This is a genomic window from Candidatus Enterococcus testudinis, from assembly GCF_002140915.1.
Lineage (GTDB): Bacteria > Bacillota > Bacilli > Lactobacillales > Enterococcaceae > Enterococcus_D > Enterococcus_D testudinis.
The window spans coordinates 1,659,119-1,681,261 of the sequence record NZ_NGKU01000001.1; the positions used below are offsets into that span (position 1 = coordinate 1,659,119).

24 protein-coding genes and 1 other RNA gene are annotated in these 22,143 nt (G+C 41.3%); 5 read left to right on the forward strand and 20 right to left on the reverse strand.

Going from position 1 to position 22,143, the window contains the following annotated elements; translation table 11 throughout:
* Positions 1 to 54 precede the first annotated feature (54 nt).
* Both alaS and A5886_RS07880 read right to left on the reverse strand, forming a co-directional pair.
* Positions 55 to 2,697, reverse strand: a complete 2,643-nt coding sequence (alaS, locus tag A5886_RS07875) for an alanine--tRNA ligase (RefSeq protein ID WP_086274446.1) — start codon at positions 2,695 to 2,697, stop codon at positions 55 to 57.
* Positions 2,698 to 3,042: 345 nt separating this feature from the next.
* A complete protein-coding gene (locus tag A5886_RS07880; RefSeq protein ID WP_086274447.1) occupies positions 3,043 to 4,092 on the reverse strand; it encodes a DUF7278 family profilin-like fold-containing protein in 1,050 nt (349 codons plus the stop codon).
* 70 nt (positions 4,093 to 4,162) lie between these two features.
* Between A5886_RS07880 and A5886_RS07885 the strand changes: the two genes are divergently transcribed.
* Together A5886_RS07885 and A5886_RS16225 are read left to right on the forward strand one after the other, a co-directional pair.
* On the forward strand, positions 4,163 to 4,474 hold the full coding sequence (locus A5886_RS07885) for a GNAT family N-acetyltransferase (RefSeq protein WP_256926176.1): 312 nt from the start codon (positions 4,163 to 4,165) through the stop codon (positions 4,472 to 4,474).
* Positions 4,444 to 4,587 carry a GNAT family N-acetyltransferase gene (locus A5886_RS16225; protein ID WP_256926177.1) on the forward strand — a complete coding sequence of 48 codons (144 nt, stop codon included), beginning with the start codon at positions 4,444 to 4,446 and terminating at the stop codon, positions 4,585 to 4,587. The genes A5886_RS07885 and A5886_RS16225 overlap by 31 nt, the downstream gene beginning before the upstream one ends.
* Before the next feature lie 39 nt (positions 4,588 to 4,626).
* Here the strand turns inward: A5886_RS16225 and A5886_RS07890 are convergent, their stop codons facing one another.
* Together A5886_RS07890 and A5886_RS07895 are read right to left on the reverse strand one after the other, a co-directional pair.
* Positions 4,627 to 5,973, reverse strand: coding sequence for a DEAD/DEAH box helicase (locus A5886_RS07890; protein ID WP_086274448.1), 1,347 nt, complete (start codon positions 5,971 to 5,973; stop codon positions 4,627 to 4,629).
* A 58-nt stretch (positions 5,974 to 6,031) separates the two neighbouring features.
* Entirely contained in the window at positions 6,032 to 7,183 is a 1,152-nt protein-coding gene (locus A5886_RS07895; protein ID WP_086274449.1) for a VanZ family protein, read from the reverse strand.
* Positions 7,184 to 7,274: 91 nt separating this feature from the next.
* Here A5886_RS07895 and A5886_RS07900 point away from each other — a divergent pair, with 91 nt between their 5' ends.
* Positions 7,275 to 7,601 (forward strand): hypothetical protein, encoded by a 327-nt coding sequence (locus A5886_RS07900; RefSeq protein ID WP_086274450.1) that lies wholly within the window; start codon positions 7,275 to 7,277, stop codon positions 7,599 to 7,601.
* Positions 7,602 to 7,701: 100 nt separating this feature from the next.
* Here the strand turns inward: A5886_RS07900 and A5886_RS07905 are convergent, their stop codons facing one another.
* The 8 genes from A5886_RS07905 to A5886_RS07940 form a co-directional block, all read right to left on the reverse strand.
* Entirely contained in the window at positions 7,702 to 7,935 is a 234-nt protein-coding gene (locus A5886_RS07905; protein WP_086274451.1) for a hypothetical protein, read from the reverse strand.
* Positions 7,935 to 8,312 (reverse strand): hypothetical protein, encoded by a 378-nt coding sequence (locus tag A5886_RS07910; RefSeq protein WP_086274452.1) that lies wholly within the window; start codon positions 8,310 to 8,312, stop codon positions 7,935 to 7,937. The genes A5886_RS07905 and A5886_RS07910 overlap by 1 nt, the downstream gene beginning before the upstream one ends.
* An 89-nt stretch (positions 8,313 to 8,401) precedes the next feature.
* Positions 8,402 to 9,067, reverse strand: coding sequence for an HD domain-containing protein (locus A5886_RS07915; protein WP_086274453.1), 666 nt, complete (start codon positions 9,065 to 9,067; stop codon positions 8,402 to 8,404).
* Between the two features lie 121 nt (positions 9,068 to 9,188).
* Positions 9,189 to 10,688, reverse strand: coding sequence for a carboxypeptidase M32 (locus tag A5886_RS07920; protein ID WP_086274454.1), 1,500 nt, complete (start codon positions 10,686 to 10,688; stop codon positions 9,189 to 9,191).
* Entirely contained in the window at positions 10,685 to 11,848 is a 1,164-nt protein-coding gene (locus A5886_RS07925) for a THUMP domain-containing class I SAM-dependent RNA methyltransferase (protein ID WP_086274455.1), read from the reverse strand. The genes A5886_RS07920 and A5886_RS07925 overlap by 4 nt, the downstream gene beginning before the upstream one ends.
* Before the next feature lie 66 nt (positions 11,849 to 11,914).
* An RNA gene (rnpB, locus tag A5886_RS07930) (RNase P RNA component class B) lies at positions 11,915 to 12,281 on the reverse strand.
* A gap of 18 nt (positions 12,282 to 12,299) precedes the next feature.
* A complete protein-coding gene (gene gpsB / locus A5886_RS07935; RefSeq protein WP_086274456.1) occupies positions 12,300 to 12,713 on the reverse strand; it encodes a cell division regulator GpsB in 414 nt (137 codons plus the stop codon).
* Between the two features lie 87 nt (positions 12,714 to 12,800).
* Positions 12,801 to 13,340, reverse strand: coding sequence for an SLOG family protein (locus tag A5886_RS07940; protein ID WP_086274457.1), 540 nt, complete (start codon positions 13,338 to 13,340; stop codon positions 12,801 to 12,803).
* A 70-nt stretch (positions 13,341 to 13,410) separates the two neighbouring features.
* Here A5886_RS07940 and recU point away from each other — a divergent pair, with 70 nt between their 5' ends.
* Entirely contained in the window at positions 13,411 to 14,037 is a 627-nt protein-coding gene (gene recU / locus A5886_RS07945) for a Holliday junction resolvase RecU (protein ID WP_086274458.1), read from the forward strand.
* A 1-nt stretch (position 14,038) separates the two neighbouring features.
* Positions 14,039 to 16,336: a PBP1A family penicillin-binding protein gene (locus A5886_RS07950; RefSeq protein WP_179190006.1), complete on the forward strand. Its 2,298-nt coding sequence runs from the start codon at positions 14,039 to 14,041 to the stop codon at positions 16,334 to 16,336.
* Positions 16,337 to 16,355: 19 nt separating this feature from the next.
* Here the strand turns inward: A5886_RS07950 and nth are convergent, their stop codons facing one another.
* The 8 genes from nth to A5886_RS07990 all read right to left on the reverse strand — a co-directional run.
* Complete coding sequence (gene nth, locus A5886_RS07955) at positions 16,356 to 17,015, reverse strand: endonuclease III (RefSeq protein ID WP_086274460.1); 660 nt, start codon at positions 17,013 to 17,015, stop codon at positions 16,356 to 16,358.
* A 33-nt stretch (positions 17,016 to 17,048) separates the two neighbouring features.
* On the reverse strand, positions 17,049 to 17,750 hold the full coding sequence (locus A5886_RS07960; protein WP_086274461.1) for a DnaD domain protein: 702 nt from the start codon (positions 17,748 to 17,750) through the stop codon (positions 17,049 to 17,051).
* Between the two features lie 103 nt (positions 17,751 to 17,853).
* Positions 17,854 to 18,234, reverse strand: coding sequence for a RidA family protein (locus tag A5886_RS07965; protein ID WP_086274462.1), 381 nt, complete (start codon positions 18,232 to 18,234; stop codon positions 17,854 to 17,856).
* Complete coding sequence (locus A5886_RS07970; RefSeq protein WP_086274463.1) at positions 18,231 to 18,665, reverse strand: Fur family transcriptional regulator; 435 nt, start codon at positions 18,663 to 18,665, stop codon at positions 18,231 to 18,233. Before A5886_RS07970 ends, A5886_RS07965 begins: the two co-directional genes overlap by 4 nt.
* 167 nt (positions 18,666 to 18,832) lie before the next feature.
* Entirely contained in the window at positions 18,833 to 19,762 is a 930-nt protein-coding gene (gene cysK / locus A5886_RS07975; RefSeq protein WP_086274464.1) for a cysteine synthase A, read from the reverse strand.
* Between the two features lie 194 nt (positions 19,763 to 19,956).
* A complete protein-coding gene (locus A5886_RS07980; protein WP_086274465.1) occupies positions 19,957 to 20,373 on the reverse strand; it encodes a hypothetical protein in 417 nt (138 codons plus the stop codon).
* Between the two features lie 7 nt (positions 20,374 to 20,380).
* Positions 20,381 to 21,043 (reverse strand): ABC transporter ATP-binding protein, encoded by a 663-nt coding sequence (locus tag A5886_RS07985; RefSeq protein ID WP_256926180.1) that lies wholly within the window; start codon positions 21,041 to 21,043, stop codon positions 20,381 to 20,383.
* Position 21,044: 1 nt separating this feature from the next.
* Positions 21,045 to 22,143: bacteriocin-associated integral membrane family protein (locus A5886_RS07990; RefSeq protein ID WP_218776636.1), on the reverse strand; the 1,099-nt coding region annotated here is incomplete at its 5' end.

Consider the following 22,143-nt stretch of genomic DNA (forward strand, 5'->3'; position numbering starts at 1 on the left):
CATTCTGTTATCTTTTAAATAGCTTCTGCATTTTCGTTTAGATAGAAAATGCAATTATTTTTCAGACAACCATGCTTTGGCTTTCGTCAATGCATCAGAAATGCCTTCAGGGTTCTTGCCGCCTGCTTGTGCCATATCTGGACGGCCGCCACCGCCACCACCTACGATTGGTGCGATCGTTTTGATCAAGTCACCAGCTTTCAGACCTTTGGCATTGGCTGCAGCATTGATGGCTGCCAATAAATTGACTTTCCCGTCATTTGCAGTCGCTAAGACCAACACATCAGAGTAGTCTTTTTGTTTCCATTGATCGGCCAATTGACGCAATTGGTTCATGTCTTTGACATTGACTTTGGCCGTAATCAATCGGATACCGTTGATGTCCTCAACATCCTTGAATACATCTCCGGCTTGTTGATTGGCCAATTTGCTTGCCAATGCTTCGTTTTCTTTTTGTAATTCACGCAATTGGGCTTGCAGTTGTTCCGTTTTGGCAACGACTTCTTTGATTTGCGCTGACTTGACGATTGATGCGACAGCTTTCAGTTGTGTTTCTTCTTCTTGCAACAAGCGATAGGCTTCTTCGCTGGTGACCGCTTCGATCCGACGAACACCTGCCCCAATCCCTGATTCAGAAACGATTTTGAAGATACCGATATCTTCTGTATTGGTTACGTGGGTTCCACCACACAATTCAATCGACCAATCTGCTACATTCACAACGCGAACATCATGACCATATTTCTCACCGAATAACGCCATGGCCCCCATGCCTTTGGCCGTATCGATATCTGTTTCGATCGTGACTACGGGCAAAGCTTCCCAGATTTTTTGGTTGACGATTTGTTCCATCTGGCTCAACTCTTCGCCAGTCACTTGACCAAAGTGGCTAAAGTCAAAGCGCAAATGACCAGGTGCTACCAATGAACCTGCTTGGTTGGCATGGCTGCCTAGCACTTCTTTTAAGGCTTTGTGCAATAAATGGGTGGCTGTATGATTTTTGACGATCTTGTTGCGGCGATGTTGATCGACTTGCAAGAAATAGGCTGTATCAATTGCAATCGGTGCAAGGATCGTTACTGTGTGCAAGAATTGACCATTTGGCGCTTTCTTCACATCATTGACTTCAGCCACGATGCGCCCTGCTTCATCAATGATCGTACCCGTATCTGCAACTTGCCCACCCATTTCAGCATAAAATGGTGTTTCTGCAAAAATCAATTGTGCTTCGCCTTCACTGGCGCTTTCTTTCAATGCTTCGCCTTGGATCAAGACCAGCAGTGCACTTTTGACTTCTTGCATGTCATAACCGACAAATCGACTGTCCACTTTGATATCTGTCAATAAGGCAGATTGGACCCCCATCGATAATTCCGTTTGACGCGCAGCACGGGCACGGGTCCGTTGTGCGTCCATTTCCGCTTCAAAGCCAGCGTGATCGACTTTAAGGCCTTCGTCTTCCGCCACTTCTTCCGTTAATTCAACTGGGAAGCCATAGGTATCATACAATTTGAAAATATCTGCGCCTTGCAAGGTATCTTCACCAGATGCTTGAACAGTCGCGATGACATCATTTAAGATCGCTAACCCTTCATTGATTGTTTCGTGGAAACGTTCCTCTTCGCTGCGGACAACTTTTTCAATAAATGCTTGCTGTGCCAACACTTCAGGATAATAACTGTCCATAATACCACCAACGATTGGGACCAATTTATATAAGAAAGCCGTATCGATGCCTAGTTTTTTGCCATGCATGACTGCCCGACGCAACAAACGCCGCAAGACATAGCCTCGGCCTTCATTAGACGGCAATGCACCATCGCCGATAGCAAAAGAAAGTGCCCGGATATGGTCAGCAATCACTTTGAAAGAGATATCTGTTGTTTTGCTATCGCCGTAAGCAACTTTCCCGCTTAATTGGGCAACAGCTTCAATGATTGGCATAAATAGATCTGTTTCAAAATTGGTTGGTGCATTTTGGACGATCGAAACCATCCGTTCAAGCCCCATTCCCGTATCAATGTTTTTATGCGGCAGTGGTTCATAAGCGCCGTCAGGTTGATGGTTGAATTCAGAAAATACCAAGTTCCAGATTTCTAGATAGCGTTCATTTTCGCCACCAGGATAGTTTTCTGGATCATCTTCAGCAACATCGTTGAACGCTTCGCCACGGTCATAGAAAATCTCTGAGTCTGGTCCACAAGGTCCGGCACCAATATCCCAGAAGTTGTCTTCGATCTCAACGATATGCTCAGGTGTCAAGCCAACTTCTTCTGCCCAAATACGCTTTGCTTCGGTATCTTTCGGATAGACCGTCACATATAGTTTTTCTGGATCAAAAGCCATCCATTCTGGTGAGGTTAAAAATTCCCATGCCCAGTGAATGGCTTCATTTTTGAAATAATCACCGATCGAAAAATTGCCCAGCATTTCAAACATCGTATGGTGACGAGCGGTTTTACCGACATTTTCGATGTCATTGGTCCGTATAGATTTTTGCGCATTGGTGATCCTTGGATTTTCAGGTACCACGGTACCGTCGAAATATTTTTTCAATGTTGCCACACCAGAATTGATCCATAGTAAGGTGGGATCATTGACTGGTACCAACGACGCACTTGGTTCGATAGAGTGCCCTTTCGATTGGAAAAAATCTAAAAACAGTTTTCGTACTTCTGCACTGGATAATTGTTTCACTTTATTCTCCTACTTTCTGCTATCTTCGTTTGGCTTGTGGTCTGCTTGCTGATGCCTCTTTTTTGATGCTTGCGCACTTGTCTAAAAAGACAAAAAAACACCATTGCAAAAACAAGGACGTCTACACGCGGTACCACCTTGCTTGCAATGATGTAACTCATTACCTCTTAGACTCGCTAACACTGAGTACGCGTCAACATTGCTGTTGAAAATCAAGAAAAGGGAGCCATTCAGCCGGGCACATGTTTTTCTCTCAGCACTGAAAAACTTTCTGTGATGCAACACCAAACCAACGATATCCTTTATCACTCAAAGTATAAGGAAAGATCTCGGAAAAGTCAATCCTTAGATGCGGTCTTTTTCAATCAAAATCGCTTTGCGGTAACGATAATCTATAGAGGAAAGGATTTTTTCCGGCTGTAAGATCCTGCGTGAGCGATAATATGTGGCGTATGGCAAAGCATCTAATAATGAATGGCTGCAAGTCGACCACTTCTCCATTTTTAGAGATAAACCATCTGTCAGTTCCCAGCCATTGGCTAATCCGTATGTACAACCAAACATATTGGGCGCCAATAATTCTTCAGCAGGCAGCGTCATACCATCTCCACAGGTTTTCTCATTCCCCCAGCGGAAAAGTCGTCTTGTTCCTGCACCGCAGCAATATTCCCACTGATCTTCTGACAGCAATACGAAACCTTCTTTGTGCAACTGCGTTTGCAACGTCTTTTGTGATACTTGCTGATGGGTATATAGCAAATAATTACCAGTCAGAGGATGTAATTCCGCGAAATAGCGGTTCTCTTCCAGAATCGATTCCGGCAATGCATAGTCCAGACTTTCTTCAAAAGATATCGGCATCTGAAAGTTTGCTTGCACATCTTCCGCAAACAGGTTGTAGGCTTCCACGTTGCCGTGAAATTCTGCAGTGACCGTATCAAGGACACCAACGAATGTAGTGCCTACCGGCAGCGCGTGGCATTGAACCAACATCGGGGCAATCGACCTTTTGCGTAGTGGACTCGTCGATTCATTGACATAATCAGACCAATCTTGTTCGTTTTGAAAGCCGTAAGCAGCAGCCAAACCCGCAGCGGTTTCATTCGATGATGGCCACGATAGTCCCCAACTAGATAAAGGCAACCCTTGAACACCAAGATCCCAGCCCAAAATAGCTTCAGATGTTCCTGGTACAAATACAAAGTCTTCATCATCGATCGTCATTCGAAATGTCTCGCATTTGATGCCCGCATAAGCATAGTTCACCACATGGAGATCAGTGATTTCTTTCAAAGGGCTCACAAAGTACATTAACATCTGCTGAATCAATTGCTTCTTGACCTCCAGCGGCAAATTCTTCCAATTGTTCCATTGCAATGCGTCAAAAAACTCCACGTCATATCCCCTCTCATCTGCTACAATTACTATAACTAGAGTATACCACGAATCTGGAGGGAAAAAAGATATGCTTTATTTTGGACGCAGCCCATGGTTGCAAGCACAAGTCTACGCATTACGACAAAGTGTATTTGTTGAAGAACAGCAGATTCCTACTGCGTTAGAATTTGATGATTTAGACCAAACCTGTCCCTACTATCTTTGGGTAGAGAATCATCAGCCCATCGCAACTGTACGCTATCAATTTGAAAGAGCTGGTGTTTTGCAACCCGACCGTTTCTGTGTTTCTGCAGATTATCGCCGCCAAGGCTATGGTCAGCGCTTATTGGGTTATTTGGAAGAAAGAGCATGCACGACGGCGCCGAACGATCCGAGTTGACAGCTGAGATCAGTGCCCACGCTTTCTATGTAATTTGCGGTTACCACATCACTTCTGACCCTTTTGTAGAGGATGGCATTTCTTGTGTGAAGATGGCCAAACAACTAAAATAACCCTTGGAGATTGACTCTCCAAGGGCTAATCGTATTTGATCAACTATTCGAATTCTTCTTGTTCTTACGAGCCGTTCGAGTGGTTTGGCGTCGTTCGATTTTGCGTTTCTCTTTGTTCTTTTTATCAACAGCCCATTGAATCTTTTTCTTATAGCCTGGTTTGATATTTTTCTTCTTCTTTTTCACCAAACCGATCAAGGTTGGATCCAACTCATCCCGGGATTTTTCCCGTTTGGTCCGTCGGTTTCGATCGTAAGTATCGACGATTTCGTCATTCTTGACTTCTTTGGGCTGGAAGGTCACACCCAAATCTTCAATCGCTTGAATCGCTTGTTCATCTGCTGGATCATACAACGTGATTGCCGTACCAGATAAATGGTTGCGGCCAGTTCGTCCAACGCGATGAATAAAGAAATCTAGATCAGCCGGAATCTCGGCATTGATGACGTGGGAAACTCCTTCAATATCGATCCCGCGGGCAGCCAAATCTGTTGCTACCACATACTGGAACTCTAAATCATGCACTTGGCGCATGATGCGCTTGCGTTCTCGCGGACTGATATCGCCATGGATCTTGGCCACTTTCAAGCCCTGCCCCTTCAGATAGTCCGCAATATCGTCCACCCGGCTTTTGGTATTCGCAAAAACGATAGCCAAATAAGGATGACCTGTCGTCAGAATTTGGTGGATCAATTTGTTTTTGTTTTTGCCTTTGGTTGAAATCAACCAGTTTTCGATTGAATCAGAAATCACCGCTTTGGCTTTGATTTCTTCAATCAAAGGATTTTGCATATACTTCTTCAAAAATGGGCGCAGTTTCTCAGGGATCGTCGCAGAGAAAACCAGCATTTGTAATTTGGCTGGCAAACGTCCGGCAATTTGATCAACTTCCGCCAAGAATCCCATATCTAATGTCATATCTGCTTCATCAACGACAAAGGCTTGTGCAGTATGTACCGCTAAGGCTTGCTCATTGATCATGTCAAGAATCCGGCCAGGCGTGCCAATAACGACATGGGGTTGTTGATGTTCTAAACGGGCCAATTGGCGCTTTTTATCCGTACCGCCAACAAAGTTTGACACTCTGATCTCAGGATCATGGAAACCGCCGATTTGTTTGGCTGCTTGATAGATTTGTACTGCTAATTCACGACTTGGTGCCGTGATAACGACTTGAACTTCATCTTTGCTGGCATCGATTTTATCCATCAAAGGAAGTAAAAATGTGTGGGTTTTACCGCTCCCTGTCTGTGATTGTCCGACAACACTGCGGCCTTTTTGAATAACTGGGATCAATTTTGCTTGCACTTCTGTTGGTGTCGCGAATTGCTTTTCCGCAAGTGCTTCGTAAATAAATGGTTGAAATTTAAATGACTCAAAAGACATTCAAACACCTTCTTTCTTTTAACATCTTTAGAATTATAGCATAATTCAGCCTATTTTCCTAACCTTCTTTTGCTTGGACTGTACTTATCGTATAGGTTTTGCTTCTTTTCTCATAAAAGAAACGTGGTTCTTTTTTGACGGCTGTCCACAATAGATTTAGGTAAAAGCCGAGTTGCAACAGACCAAAAAGCAAAACCATCATCAAGCTGACCAGAAGCAGCAGTTGTGTATCAGATTGGAGATACGGGGTAAAAATACCGCTGATTCGGCTGATGCTGGCATAAATCAGATAAAACAATCCGTAACGGACAAATAAAGCAGACATACTGATACGTTGGCGTCCTTCTTGCATCAGTCTGATGCGCACCAATTTTTTACCAAGGGTTTGTCCTTCCGTCAGATAAGGAATCAAAACAAAATACACCAAGACTTCTACAGCAAAGTACCAATAGTCACCTGTGAAGTCCCGTATTTCCTGTTGCCTGATCAACGTCAAAACTAGCAATAGCGTCGAACTGAAGACCGATAGACACAGCCAGTCGATAGCCCAAGCAAAAAAGCGCCGGGTCATGGTCACACGAGTATCTCGTGCATAAGATGCCGCATCGATTTCTTCTCTTGATGGCAGCAAGAAGGTAAAGATCGGCGCAACCAGCCAGCCAAGAACCCCGCCTAATGTGTTCACGAATAAATCATTGACATCAAAAAGACGATAAGAACGAGGATAGATAAAATACAATCCGGTCAATTGTGTCAGTTCAAAAAATAGGGTCAAACAAAATGACAGCAGCAGCGTTTTTTTGAAGGAATAGTTAAAGTAATAACGCAAATAGATGCCAAATGGGACAGTCAATAACAAATTGAAGAGCGGTTCTAAGACCACGCCTTGTTTGAGTGCAGGTAGATACGTGGCAGGATCATGGATATCTAAGACTGTTTGTTGCAGAAAATGAATCCAAGAAGCCCCTAGCTGCCACTCCATCCTAGGACCCGTCATTTGCGCCACCGCTTCAATAGAAGGTAGTGGCAAAATCACGAGAAAGTAAGCACACAACAAATAGAAAACAAATGAATACAAAATGAGGGCTCTTGACCATAAGAAACGACCGTATTTCCGGTATTGTCTAACAAAGAAAATCGATGAGATCCCTAGAGCCAAAAAAGGGAAAACCAATAAGGCGATTTTGATTGGACCAATATAAGCTGACATAACAAACTCCTTTGAAAATAAAATATGGCACTGTATTTCCCAAAACAACCGTTTTGGCGTATGATAAAGAAAAAAGGAGGTCGAAAATACTATGTTACATCCTTACTTCTCATTCGGCGTGCCTAGCTTATTGCTGCTATTATATGTAGCATTTGCACTTTTTCAACGTTCCGCCCAGATTCCTTACTTAGGTTTCGGCTTATTCATCATTGCAGGATTTATGACGGGATTTAGTCTGCAGGTCTTACAACTCGCATGGAATGAAGTGGCTAAAACCTCATTCGATCAAGTGCAAGAAACAATTCATTACTCACCTTACCTGCTGTTGATTCCCTTTGTGATCGGAATCATCTTGATGTTGATCCATCTCTATCAGGGGTATCAAAAGGTTCGGACAGTACGGTTGAGAACAAAATAAACAAGTCCTGACACAATGATAGCTTGGCATGACACAAAACAACAACTAACCGGCAAAAGAGGTTAGTTGTTTTTTGGTGAATCTGTTTATTCAATACAGGTTACATGTCATCTGAAGCACCATCAAATGATGTTTCGTCTTGTTCAATAAAGGACGCTTTGACTTCATCGTCTAGTTGCGCCAAGAGATATTGCCAATCACTATTTGCTAAAACGATAACATCAATGTTGTTCTCCTCATCAATCAATTCTAGATTAGATATATCTTCGCCTAATGATTGAAATAATGTAGTAAATTTGGGATCTTTGATCGTCATATACTCTGTGCGTTTCATTATTCATCACCCCATGAATCGATAAATTCATAAAACAAGATATCAACGTATTCCAAATCTTTCATTTTTTGTAATGTGGACAAATCTAAGCGTATAAAGGCTTTTTCCACTAGAATATAATGATTGTCTTCTAGCGCTTCTTCAATGAATGGCAAAATATCTTCTTCATCGCCTAACTGTTCATTGGCAATTTGATCAATTTGCGCAAAAAGCGCTTCATCTTGGAGCAAGAAGTACTGATTATCGTAGCGATAAACTGCAACTTCATAAGGCCGCAATGGCAATTCTGCCCGAATAACAAATAAACATTCTCCAGAGTCAGAAAGTGCAGGCAACAATTCATTGGGTTGCAGTGCTTGTTGATAATACATTTCCATCCCTCCTTTCATACCATTATAGGCAAGGATCGAGAAAAATGGAAATAATCGGGTTACAGATTAAAAAACCCTAAAATTTGTTACCGTTGTTACACATCCCATTCAGCATAAAACTCTTTCAAAAAAGCTTCCATGAATGCCATGCGACGCATCGCTTCTTTTCTGGCATAAGCCGTATGCATTTTTCCAGGTAATAAAAACAACTTTTCATAAAAGTGATTGATGACTGTGGTCCCTTTTCGATAATCCGCATGATCTGTGAAGTCTTTAGGTGCAAGATCTGGGAGATGCAACGGGTGTTGATGACTGCCGCCAAAGTAGCTCGTCCGCATGATCCCGATTGCCCCAAGCGCATCTAAACGATCCGCATCACGCACGATGATTCCTTCTAATGTGTCGACCTCTGCCCCTTGCAGCAATTCTTTCGAAAAAGAAAGGTTGTCGATGATCGTGAAGATATGATCGATCTGAAAGGCACTGGCTCCAGCTGTCAGAAGACAAGCGTTGACTTCTCGCTGAGCTTGCGCCACATCAGTAACCACTTTATCATCGACGGTATCATGCAGATAGGCGGCGACTTGAACAACAAAGGCGTCAACTGTCAAATGGTCTTCATCAATGATGGTTTGACTTAGTTTTGCCACACGATTGACATGATCAAAACCGTGACCGGTACAATCATTTGAGAGGACTTGTTTGGCATATCCGATGACTTTGTCTAGATTAGGTTGGTTCTTTTCAGGTATATTCGACATATTCGGCTCCTTTATTCACAGCTCAAAGAAAGAACCTGTCTGTTGGGCATTGACTTTGATGGTGACAAGTCTCTATCCACAACCGTTCAGGTTCTTCGCAATTGATGTATAGTATGATCAATTAGTCATTGATTTTATAAACAGCAAAGTAGATCTTGCGTAAATAATCCAATAGATACTGTGGATTCAACAACTCACCCGTAGCATCTAAAATCAATTCATTTGGTTTCTTTGATGCGCCAAATTGGTGGATATGTTCTGTCAACCAAAGACGAATCGGCGAATAATCATCTGAAGCCAAAACGTCATCAACAGCCACATCTTTTTGCATCGCCTGAAGCAATTGCGCAGCGTACATATACCCCAATGCATAAGATGGGAAGTAACCAAAGCTGGCACCTGACCAATGGACATCTTGTAAAATACCTTCTAAGTCATTCTCAGGACGAACACCTAAGTATTCTTCGTATTTGTCATTCCAGATTTGTGGCAGATCTTCTACCGCTACTTGATCATTGAAAATCATTTTTTCGATTTCATAGCGAATAATGATGTGTAATACATAGGTCAAACTATCGGCTTCGATCCGGATCAAGCTTGCTTGAGAATGTTTCAATGAGTCATAGAATTCATCAAACGAGACATCATCAAAGGTGCCTTCCGCACATGCTTGGAAAAATGGAAATTGTTTTTGCCAAAAAGCCCGATTGCTGCCGATAATAATTTCATTGAACAGGGATTGTGATTCGTGGATCCCCATTGAAGCACCTTCATGGACGGGGGTACCTTGGTATTTTTCATCGATATTTTGCTCGTACATTCCATGCCCGGCTTCATGAATCACACCAAACAAGCCCATAGAGAAGTCGTGCTCATTCCAGCGGGTGGTCAAACGCACATCATTGTGATTGATACCAGTAGCAAAAGGATGCACCGTATTGTCCAAACGCCCCCGATTAAAGTCATAGCCCAAGTCAGTAATGACCTTTGATATGAATGTTCGTTGCTGCGCTTCTGTCATTTTACGAGAAAGGATCGTAGTTGCAGGTGCGGTCCCTTTTTCAGCTAGTTGACGACGAATATCCATGATACCGTCTCTTACTTGTGAGAAGACATTGTCAAGAATCTCTACTGTCATATTCGGTTCATATTGATTCAATAGAACGTCATAATCTGTCAGTTCATTCTTTTTCATATAAGGAATCATTTCCTTGGTCAAACGAATATTTTCAGACAATGCTTCTTTGAATAAACCAAAGTCTTTTTCTTTCCGTGCTTTTAACCAAGCGGTGTGGGCTCTAGACGTTGCTGCTGAAGCCTCGATCGCCAATGATTGCGGCACATCTTTTTGCAATTCGTACTCTTCTTTGACCAAAGTATAAGCGGCTTGTCCCACTTCAGATAATTCTTCAGGATGCGTACCAAAGTATTCAATGGCTTCTTTGATTGGTGCGCCGATTTTTTTCTCGAAGTATAGCCCATAAAGATAACTATCAACTTCACTACGGTATTCACTAGCGGCTTCCGGCATGCCAGTTTGATTGTCCCACTCTAAGATACCCATTGCTTGGCGCAAAAGATCGATTTCTTTCAATTCTTTCAGAAAGGTTTGTTCATTCATTCGATTGGCTCCTTTTTGCGCGGCGGACGTTGGCCCCAATATTGGAACAAATCAGTCCGGATCGCACCATTATATAATTTTCGTTTTTTGGTTGCTTTTTCACCATAGTGGCTTTCAAATGTCAAATCGCTGGTCAAGATATACTTGCTCCAAGTCTTCAACGGACGGAAGGCTTGCCCCATTTCTTTGTACAAACGTTGAACGGATTCTTCTTCCCCCAATCGCTCGCCATATGGCGGGTTGGCCACGATCACACCATATTCTTTCGCAGTTTTGAAGTCTTTGACAGCTTGTTGTTTGAAGACGATTGAATCACCAAGACCGATTTCTTCGGCATTGCGTTGGGCAATATCAATCATCCGTCCATTGATATCTGATCCAGTAATATCTAAAACCACATCATAGTCGGCAGCTTCATCCGCTTTTTTGCGTACCTCTTCAAAGACAGAAGCCGGGAACCAATCCCATGATTCACACACGAATTCACGATTAAACCCTGGTGCGATATTGTGACCGATCAATGCAGCTTCAATACACAATGTCCCTGATCCGCAGACCGGATCGACAAAAGGTTTGTCTTTGTGCCAGTTCGTCAGCATGACTAATGCAGCAGCCATATTTTCTTTTAGCGGTGCACCGCCCTTTTCAAGACGATAGCCCCGCTTGAACAAACTTGGACCTGTGGTGTCTAATGTAATGATTGCATGATCTTTTAGCAATGCGACTTCTAATTGGAAGAACGCGCCTGTTTCCGTTAATGGCACACTTGCTGGTCGATGATAGACATCCCGCAACCGATTGACGATTGCCTTTTTGGTAATGGCTTGACAGTCTGGTACACTGAATAATTTCGATTTGATTGATTTACCGGCAACTGGAAATTCCGCATCGAGAGGCAAAAAGTCTTCCCATGGCAGTGCTTTGACCGATTCAAATAGCTGGTCAAAGGTCAAGACATCAAATTCCCCGACAATGATTTTGATCCGGTCTGCGGTCCGCAGCCAAAGGTTGGCTGTCGCAATCGTTTCCATAGTCCCTTTGAAACGTGCACGGCCATTTTCAACTTCACAGTCAATGCCCAGATCTCGTAATTCTTTTCCTACTAATGCTTCCAAACCGCTGGCAGCAGTTGCGATACAGTTAAATGTTTTTTCAGTCATAAATAGCTCCTTCTTGGTATAAAAAAACCTTCCGTTGCTGGAAGGATTCCCTGATATGTTGTGGTTTTCTATAAGCCATGTTTTGTCCATATCTTCCTCAGGGAGAAGAAAATATTGGGTAATTATCTATCTGCAATTACTTGCCTTCTTGCTTCCGTTCATTTCCGTGCAAAAAGCGCCCCTACCGTTGTTTGGGTTGCTCGCTCGAGGGGTTTACCGCGTTCCACCAAGACGGTTTCCCGGCTTGCTTCGTCACTGTGGCACTTTCAAGGATACTTTGGCATAGCTTGCACCTTAGCCATTTTTCCTGCCGTTACTTTCTCAAGTACCCTAGCTTATGGTTTCGCTAGGCACGAACACTACAAGCATCTCAGCTTGTGCGAGCATGGACTTTCCTCAGCATAATCGAGTTATGCCGCAATTACCCGAAAACCACAACCATCATTATTGTCTAAAATTGACGGGTCTTCTCATTGTCATCTTCAAGATCAGCATTTGTATAATTGCTGTTGTAAGACGTGTTTGACCGTGTTGCTGTTTCTGGTTCACGATCCAATTTTTTGCCAAAGACTTCTTTTTCAAGATTTGACAAACGTTTAAGGATATCAAAGTTTGTAACAGTTTGGCTCTTCGGTGCCTCTTGCTGCACACGAGAAGCGATTGCTTGGTTCTTAGACAATTGATCCACTTTTGCATTCAAGCGATCATTTTCTTCTTGCAACGCCAAAATCTCTTTATTGTAGTTTTCGTAATCCTTAATAATGTTATCTAAAAATTCATCGACTTCAACTGGATCATATCCGCGCATTTTTGTTTTAAATTCTTGTTGCAGAATATCTTTCGGACTATAAATCAAATTTGCCATTATTTACACCTCATTGTTTATTCCAAATGGTTTTCACTTTCTAAACCATTCTATCAAAAAAAACCAGAAAATCAAAGTAAATTACTATCAATTCCCATCAAATGTTGCATTTTGCAGATCATCCATTGTTATTTGCTCGATTATGTAGGGTTGTTGTTGGCTAAATGCCTGTGCATCTTTCAAAAAATAGCTGGTTTTTCCAGGAAACTCTTCATCATATAATAATAATGCGCCATCTGTGTGCTGTAGCAAGAAAGCAGTATGATTGCGCAACTGACTAGGATCTTTGTAAGGTTGATGACTAGTCGCATCTACATAATCAGCAAACGCCTTCGCCGTCTGCAGTGCTTCTTGGTTGGCTTCATTCCAATTTTCGCCAAACCCTTCAAAAGGAAAGATGATGCCAAATTTGATCTCAGGATAGTCGACCTTCAAACCCGCCATCAATTCCCCGCACCATAACTCCGCGCCAAGATTGCCGCTGATCAAAATCCATGTCAATCCTTCTTCAATGTATCTGACGATTGCTTCTTTTATGACTTTCTTAATGACTTTGACTTTCGGGTCTTTTGCTTGAAACACACCGATCTCATAGCTTCGATACCCAGTAAAGTATAAGGTTTTCATTGTTTAGGTTGCCCCCTCTTTTCTTTCCAACTTTTTTTTTGGTATAATGTTGCCTAGGAGTGTGAATAACATGGTCATTCGTTACCCAAATGGTCAATCTGGTGTTTATGATGGTGGGAAAAAACAAAATATGCAAGAAAAACAATTGCCGCCCAAAACATATGCCAATCGCGGCATGCGTTTTGAAGAGGCCATCAATGAAAGCAACCTCTATTACCTCAATCGACAGATTGCGGTCATCCATAAAAAACCAACACCCATTCAAATCGTTAAAGTGGATTACCCACGACGAAGTGCAGCTGTCATCAAAGAAGCGTATTTCCGTGAAGCCTCCACTACTGACTACAATGGTGTGTATCGTGGACACTATATTGATTTTGAAGCGAAAGAGACACAAAACAAAACGTCATTTCCCTTTAAAAATTTCCACCTGCACCAAATCAAACATATGGAAAACTGTCTTGAACAAAACGGACTCTGTTTCGTTTTATTGTGGTTTTCCAGTTTACAACGCTGCTTTTTTTTAGACAGTCGGTCACTGATCGAAAAATGGTATTTACAAGATAGTACGGGTAAAAAGTCTTTATCACTCGCTTATATCGAAGATATAGGAATTGAGATCAAGCCAAAAATCGCCCCACGGATCCCCTATCTTGAAGCAGTTGATTCATTTTTAACAATAAAGGAGAATGATTGATATGGCAAATGAATCCCGTTCGAGAACCGATCGACACGATTCAAAAGGGTTAGGCAAAAATAAGACGCCCAAGAACAAAGGTAAACGAAAATCCAGCATTGGCAGTATATTGCTGAAAATCTTCATGGGCTTATTTTTCTTAGGTTGTGTAGCGATTTTATCTGGAATGGGCTTGTTTTGGTGGTACGCCAAAGATGCCCCGGAATTAGATCAGACAAAACTAGATTCAACTGTCTCTTCTCGCTTTTATGCAGCCAATGGTGAGCTGATCACTGAATTTGGCAGTGAAACACGGGAGAAAATCACCGCCAATGAAATCCCGCAATTGCTGGAAGATGCGATCATCTCTGTTGAAGATCGACGATTTTATCAACATATCGGGGTCGATCCGATTCGGATCGTCGGCTCTGCCCTTTCCAATGCGAAGACTGGTGGAATGCAAGGAGGAAGTACCTTGACGCAGCAATTGATCAAGTTGTCTTTCTTCTCTACCAATGCTGAAGACCAAACACTACGACGCAAAGCGCAAGAAGCTTGGATGGCGGTACGTTTGGAACAAACGAAATCCAAACAAGAAATTTTGACTTACTACATCAATAAGGTTTACATGTCCAATGGATTATATGGGATGCAGACTGCAGCTACAAAATTCTATGGCAAATCCTTAGATGAACTTGATCTGGCGCAAACCGCATTGATCGCCGGATTACCAAATGCTCCTTCTGCATTTGATCCATATGTCAATCCAGAGAACGCCAAGAGCCGTCGGGATGTTGTCCTAAAAGCAATGTTAGATAATGAAAAAATCACCCAAGATGAGTATGAAAGCGCCGTTGCAGAAGATATCCAAGAAGGATTACAGGATATCAACGATGACAATCAAGAATGGAAGTATTTTGACAATTATTTCAATGAAGTGATTGCCGAAGTCAAAGAAAAAACCGGTAAAGATGTATATACCGATGGATTAGATATTTATACCAATATCGATGTTGATGCCCAAAAACGACTGTATGATATCGTCAACTCTGGAGATTACATTGATTATCCAGATGATGAGATGCAAGTTGCTGCTACATTGATCGATGTCAACACAGGAAAAGTCACTGCTCAAATCGGCGCCCGGAACAATGATGCCGTACTAGGAAACAATTTGGCTGTCAATGTGACGCGAGATTTTGGTTCCACTGTCAAACCAATCACAGATTACGGTCCTGCTTTCCAATATTTAGAAAATTCTACAGGGCGAACGATTCTTGATGAGCCTTACAACTATATCGGCACAGACATCCCTATCTATAACTGGGATCGCCAATACATGGGCAACATCTCCTTACGTACTGCGTTGACCCAATCACGTAATGTACCAGCCGCAAAACTATTTGAAGAAGTCGGCGCGGACAATATCAGCGAATTCCTGCAAGGGTTAGGGATTGAATACAACGCAATCACGCAATCGAATGCCATTTCCAGCAACACGGACAAAATCGACGGAACCAAATACGGGATCTCCAGTTTGAAATTATCCGCTGCTTATGCGGCATTTGCCAATGGCGGGACTTATTATGAACCACAATACGTCAATAAAATCGTTTATCAAGATGGTACGGAAGATGAAGACTCATTTACAGTCTCTGGCGAAAAAGCAATGGATGATACAACGGCCTACATGGTAACTGACATCCTGAAAGATGTTATCTCTCAAGGAACTGGGACTAACGCTCAAATCGACGGCTTATATCAAGCTGGTAAAACGGGCACCTCTAATTACACAGATGATCAGTTAGCGCAGTTAGATACGTCAAATGGTGCCTATCCAGATATCACATTTGCTGGATATACGCCATCATATTCACTGGCTGTCTGGACAGGGTACAATGATAAAATGACACCCATCACAGATAGCAGTACCCATGTTGCGTCTGATGTCTATCGTGAATTGATGCGTTATGTCTCATCTTCAGTCGAGAATACTGACTGGACAATGCCGGATGGTTTGACCCGAATCGGCAATGAATTGTATCTTGCTGGCACCTATACTCAGCCTAGCTATTCATCAACCAGCAGTTACAGCAGCCCATCTTCAGAAATATCAGAACCTTCTTCTGAGACTTCTGAATCAACTGAATCTAGCTCTTCTGAAGAATCGATTTCGTCTTCAAGCAGTGAAGAAGCACCCGCTTCCTCAACACCTGAGACGACACCAAGCAGTAGTGAAGAAACACCCGTTTCTTCGGATGATAGTGAATCAGCTGCACCGCCAACGCCGCCTGAAGGCAGCGAGAATACCAACGAATAACAAAAAACCAGCAAATCGATCACGATTTGCTGGTTTTTGCTTTCATACGTATCTTGCCATCTTGACACATGGATAATAAGGGACAGACCTCGCATTTAGGCGCCCGCGCCGTGCAGTGATACCGACCAAAGAAAATCATCGAATGATGTGTTTTGACCCATAAAGTATCGGGAATCTTTCTCATCAATGTCTGCTCTACTTCGACCACATTGGCGTCTAAGCGGCAGATACGCAACCTTTTTGAGACTCTTTCAACATGGGTGTCAACGGCAATCGCTGGTACACCAAAGGCATCCCCCATCACCACATTCGCTGTTTTGCGACCCACGCCAGGCAAAGAAATGAGTGCTTCTCTGGTTTGCGGGACTTGCCCATCAAAACGCAGCAAGAGTTCACCAGCACAGGCCTTGATATTTTTGGCTTTGTTGCGATACAAGCCAATCGACTTGATTTTCTCCATAATCTCTTCGACTGGGGCCACACTTAATGCTTGAGGCGTTGGATAGGCCGCAAACAATGCCGGTGTTACCTTATTGACCGATACATCCGTGGCTTGCGCACTGAGAATTACAGCAATCAGCATTTCAAAAGGGTTTTTTGACACCAACTCGCCATGAGCTTCTGGGAACATCTCGAACATGGTTTCTACAGCTTGTAATGTTTTTTCTTTACTGATCATTTTCCCTTTGGCCACTCCTCTTCTTAATTCTCGTTACTCGCCTTCTAACCAATTATGCATCGGTATTTTCGGTGTTGGTCCCTCTTCTTGCTGCAGGGAATCTTTTTGCAGGAATTGCTTTTTACGGCGCTTTTGTTCTTCTTCGACCTGAGCCTTTGATGTGATATTTTTGCGTTCCCAAGAAAGCAGGATACGATCGATATAATTCAAACTATAGGCCTGATTCAAGACAGCTTCTCTCAATGCCAATTGGACCAACTCTGGTTGATAATGATCATCTTCCAACCACTGACTAATCCGTTGATATTCGATGGCTGACAGCGGACGGCCAAATTCCCCTTCGAATAGTTGGTAAAGATTGCGTATTTTTTCTTCATTGGATTGCGCTTCTTGTTTGTGAGCTTGTTGTTTCAACAAGGCGTCAAGCCGGCCATAAATGCCGGAAAAATCATAATAATCGGTCATTTTGCCGAAAGGATCTTTTTTGGCATCAAGTTTGATAATATCTTTTTTCAACAACTGATTGAGCCAATGATAGATTTCTTTCTGGTCACTGCCCATGATTTCGGCGATATCACGCAAGTCAGGAAAATCATTCCCTTGTTCATGATAACGGAACAATTGCAGCCATAATAGAAATTCGTCATTGGACAGACCAAGCTGACGATAATGATCCAGCAGCATATTAGAAATCGTCGTTTGTCCTTTTGCTAAGTAATCTTCTAACGAAATCACTGAAATTCCTCTTTTCTATTCATAGGCTTTTGGTGATCAATCAACGATTGGTTCATCAAAAAAGGGACTGCGCCAAAGCGTCCGTCCCATACACTTTTTTTATTTACGCTTCGACAGCAGCAATGATTTCAACTTCTACCAAAACATCTTTCGGTAAGCGGGCAACTTCTACCGCAGACCGAGCCGGCAGCGTTTGATCAAACAATGTTGCATACGTATTATTAAATGGCACAAAATCATTCATATTTTTAAGGAAACAAGTGGTTTTAACGATTGCATCCGGCGTCAAATCAGCGGCTTCTAAAATCCCGCGGATATTTTTCAAAACTTGCTGTGTTTGGACTTCGATTGTGGTGCCGACCACTTCTCCTGTCACAGGATCCAATGGTATCTGTCCCGAAGCAAATAAAAAGCCATTTGCGATTTTGCCTTGTACATAAGGGCCGATCGCTTGTGGAGCTTGATCTGTTGAGATAATTTTCATGATTGATTCTCTCCTTTACAATCTGGACATAGTCCATAAACTTCTAAACGATGGGTATTGACTTGGTAGCCCGTTAACTTAGAGGCAGCCATTTCAACATCCTCTAATCCCGGGTAATAGAAATCAGCGATTTTGCCGCAATTCTGACAAATCGCATGATAATGCTGTTCTGTCGTAAAATCAAAGCGACTAGATGAATCACCATAATTCATCTCTTTGACGAAACCGATTTCCGTAAATAACCTTAAATTATTATAGACCGTCGCGACGCTAATACCAGGGAAATGTACTTCGATCGCGCGATAAATCTCCTCAGCGGTCGGATGGGCATCGTGGCTGGCTAGAAACTCTAAAATAGCGACTCGCTGCGGTGTAATACGAATATTCTCGTGTTTGAGCGTTTTGATAGCTTCATCATAAATCGTACTCACAGGAGTTCCTCCATTTCTCTTATCTTTCCTATCATACTATGTAAATAACAAAAATTCAAACAGCTTTCCTTTATTTTTCAGGTCTTTTCGTAAATTTATCATTCCATGCGGCCTTTTCTTATGGAAAACAAAAGCAGGCAATCATTTGCCTGCTTTTTGTCTGCTATCTAGTCCTCAAATTGATACAATGCTGTAGATAGATAGCGCTCACCATTGTCCGGTACGATTGCTAAGACTTTCTTGCCTGGACCTAAGTCTTTGGCTACTTGCAAAGCCGCATGGATCGCAGCACCCGAAGAAATGCCGACTAAAATACCTTCTTGACGTCCCACGGCACGTGCCGTTTCCATTGCATCATCACTGGAGACAGCAATGGCTTTTTCATAAATATCGGTATCCAATACCTTTGGCACAAAGCCTGTACCGATCCCTTGGATCTTATGGGGACCCGGTTGGCCACCTTCCAAGATTGCTGATTCGGCTGGTTCAACACCGTATATTTTCAATTCTGGATATACACGTTTCAATTCTCTACCAGCACCAGTAATGGTTCCGCCAGTACCAATACCTGCTACAAAGGCATCTAAGCCTTTCGATTCAAAGGCATCTTCAATTTCTTTCCCCGTTGTTTTTTCATGGATTTCCGGGTTTGATGGATTGTCGAATTGCAGTGGCATAAAGTAGCCATCTTGGGCCGCAATTTCTTTGGCTTTATTGATTGAACCTGTGATTCCTTCTGATCCTGGTGTCAATACCAATTCAGCCCCATATGCTTGAACGATTTTGCGCCGTTCGATACTCATTGTTTCTGGCATCACCAATACAACACGATAGCCTTTCGCTGTTCCAATCATCGCTAAGCCAATACCCGTATTTCCTGATGTCGGTTCAATGATCGTATCTCCGGGTTTAAGAGCGCCATCTTTTTCAGCTTTTTCGATCATCGCTAATGCGATTCGATCCTTGACACTTCCCCCTGGATTAAAAAATTCTAATTTTACATAGACATCGGCAGAACCCTCTGCCACGATATGGTTCAACTTGACGATAGGTGTATGTCCCACCAGTTCATTGACTGATTGATAGATTTTTGTCATTGAAAATCCCTCCAATTCTTATGTCTATTCTACCGAAAAAATCATGGGATTGCGAATAAAAAGTAAGCACTTTCTCGGTTTTGATAAAAATAACTAAAGGAACTTTAAAAAAATTATACTAAATAATTAGTTCTGTGATTTAAATAGTTTCAAAGTAGAGATTTGTCTTTTCGTAATATTAATAATATCTATTATTATTGCTCAATATTTATATTTTCCAACTTTTTTTGAATATGTTCAGGAATTTGCTCCCAGTATATAAAATGAATTTCATACACATAATTTAGTTTATATTGAACTTCAGCAAAATTTTTTCCCTCCGGAGATTGACCACCACTAAAAGTCAAGACACGTACATCCTCTGAATCTTTATTAACAACTCTCATATTGACATACGGATCAGGAAATTGCCGTTCATGTGTATCAACTTTGTATATTTGTCCATTATTGTAGGTAACATCTTGGGGGAGAATTGCATAGCCTGTTTGCACAGGTAAAAAAGGATAAAATCTATTCAGAGTATCAATGCTATAAGTAAGATATGAAATACCAATGATAAGGATTAAAATCATGCCGAATATCAAATGAAACTTAAGTCTTCTGCTAAACATTATCAGTCTACTCCTCAAACTTTTTTTGGTCCATAGGTCCCATGCGTATTGATCTAGAACAATTACGAGCAACCTCAGCATCATGCGTAACTACTAAAATTGTCTTTCCTTGCTTGTTTATCCATTTCAAAATAGCAAGAATGCTATCTCGATTTTTATCATCTAAAGAACCTGTAGGCTCATCAGCTAGGATTATATCGCAAGGTTTTAAAATTGCTCTTGCTATGGCAACTCTCTGTTGCTCTCCACCCGATAACTCACAAATTTTCATTTTAAGACAATCATATAAACCCACGCTTTCCAGTGTCAACTTCATCATATCAATTTTCGCATAGTTAGATTTTTCAACATACTTTAAGGCCATTCTTAAATTTTCTTCAACAGTTAAATATTCTACTAGGGCATAGTTCTGGTAGAGATAAGAAATATGTTTTCTGATAAATTGATTTGCAGCTCTGCTATTCGGACGTGGTGCTTTTTCCCCAAATAAATATAATTGTCCTTCATCATAAGCTTCTATCAAACCAATAATATTTAAAAGTGTAGATTTTCCACAGCCGCTAGGTCCCGTAATTGCAATCATTTCTCCTTCATGTATTTGCATATTTACATTTCTAAAAATTCCTTTCAATCCATAATCTTTTCTCAAATCCTTAAGTTCCAAATGCAAATTAGTCAGCTCCTTTTAATATATGAACTATATTTTTTTTCTCATACTTGATAACTAGATAAAAGATAATGGCAAAATCGATGAAAGTAAGAACTGCATACATGACCAACGAGGAAAGACTTCTCTCTAACACAAGCAGTTCAATCATTCCAAATAGATAAATTAATCCAAAATAAAAAAGCTCATCTTTATATATTTGATGAAAAGAGTAGCCTAACAATTTCAGCACACTCACTTGTTTTTGTCTTGATAGTAAGATAGTGAGTACGATATAGTATGAAGCCAATACACTCACCAAAATCGAAAAGAGTATGGCAACCAACAAAATACTTACCTCAGATAGAGTCATTTGAAAAATTTCGGAATATCCAGTATCTAATACATTTTGAAATATCAGATTATTTCCATCTAATTCATTATTCCGAATGGCATTATTTATTTTTAAGTGATTCTCATCATTATTTTCGATTCTCAACGGATTATAAATAGCAGCATTTTGAAGTCTACTATTTGATAAAGTGAAAAACGGATTACTCAGACATATGATAATTGGATTTTTTATAAAACCTTGTTCAATGTCCATCATATCTATATTCTCCGAAAAAAAAGTAACGTTATTTTCGGGATATTGTTTAAATTCCACTAAATGATTTAAATTTATTTCATCCGAAATGAGTTCATGCAGATAATCTGCAATCAAAAAAAGGACGAATTTTTTTGCTTTTTCTTGATTAATATTGTCAGGGAGATGAACAGTTAATTTATCTTCAGAAAAAGAGTACACATAGTCGATTGGCAAATGATTCTCATTCAAGAAATTTTTATTCACTTGAACAATATTTACATATTCATTGTTTGCATAACCAAATTCTTCACTCATTCGATTTGGATAAAACCGCTCAGAAACAATGTATTGCGCATCCACAGTTTTTTCTAATTCATGAAATAAATGAATTAGTTTCTGTTCAATAGACAAATCTCCTATTTCATATTCATTATATGAAATATTTGATAGAGTAACAAAATTACTTTGTTGCACATACACTTGTCGAATTTCTGAGATATTCAGAAATGTATTCATAGAGTTTATAGCTATTGGT

Excerpts from the sequence above, each read along its gene's own strand:
- A5886_RS07885 (WP_256926176.1), top strand. The coding sequence starts at position 4,163 with ATGCTTTATTTTGGACGCAGCCCATGGTTGCAAGCACAAGTCTACGCA.
- A5886_RS16225 (WP_256926177.1), top strand. The coding sequence starts at position 4,444 with ATGCACGACGGCGCCGAACGATCCGAGTTGACAGCTGAGATCAGTGCC.
- A5886_RS07890 (WP_086274448.1), bottom strand. The coding sequence starts at position 5,973 with ATGTCTTTTGAGTCATTTAAATTTCAACCATTTATTTACGAAGCACTT.
- A5886_RS07895 (WP_086274449.1), bottom strand. The coding sequence starts at position 7,183 with ATGTCAGCTTATATTGGTCCAATCAAAATCGCCTTATTGGTTTTCCCT.
- A5886_RS07900 (WP_086274450.1), top strand. The coding sequence starts at position 7,275 with ATGTTACATCCTTACTTCTCATTCGGCGTGCCTAGCTTATTGCTGCTA.
- A5886_RS07905 (WP_086274451.1), bottom strand. The coding sequence starts at position 7,935 with ATGAAACGCACAGAGTATATGACGATCAAAGATCCCAAATTTACTACA.
- A5886_RS07910 (WP_086274452.1), bottom strand. The coding sequence starts at position 8,312 with ATGGAAATGTATTATCAACAAGCACTGCAACCCAATGAATTGTTGCCT.
- A5886_RS07915 (WP_086274453.1), bottom strand. The coding sequence starts at position 9,067 with ATGTCGAATATACCTGAAAAGAACCAACCTAATCTAGACAAAGTCATC.
- A5886_RS07920 (WP_086274454.1), bottom strand. The coding sequence starts at position 10,688 with ATGAATGAACAAACCTTTCTGAAAGAATTGAAAGAAATCGATCTTTTG.
- A5886_RS07925 (WP_086274455.1), bottom strand. The coding sequence starts at position 11,848 with ATGACTGAAAAAACATTTAACTGTATCGCAACTGCTGCCAGCGGTTTG.
- gpsB (WP_086274456.1), bottom strand. The coding sequence starts at position 12,713 with ATGGCAAATTTGATTTATAGTCCGAAAGATATTCTGCAACAAGAATTT.
- A5886_RS07940 (WP_086274457.1), bottom strand. The coding sequence starts at position 13,340 with ATGAAAACCTTATACTTTACTGGGTATCGAAGCTATGAGATCGGTGTG.
- recU (WP_086274458.1), top strand. The coding sequence starts at position 13,411 with ATGGTCATTCGTTACCCAAATGGTCAATCTGGTGTTTATGATGGTGGG.
- A5886_RS07950 (WP_179190006.1), top strand. The coding sequence starts at position 14,039 with ATGGCAAATGAATCCCGTTCGAGAACCGATCGACACGATTCAAAAGGG.
- nth (WP_086274460.1), bottom strand. The coding sequence starts at position 17,015 with ATGATCAGTAAAGAAAAAACATTACAAGCTGTAGAAACCATGTTCGAG.
- A5886_RS07965 (WP_086274462.1), bottom strand. The coding sequence starts at position 18,234 with ATGAAAATTATCTCAACAGATCAAGCTCCACAAGCGATCGGCCCTTAT.
- cysK (WP_086274464.1), bottom strand. The coding sequence starts at position 19,762 with ATGACAAAAATCTATCAATCAGTCAATGAACTGGTGGGACATACACCT.
- A5886_RS07980 (WP_086274465.1), bottom strand. The coding sequence starts at position 20,373 with ATGTTTAGCAGAAGACTTAAGTTTCATTTGATATTCGGCATGATTTTA.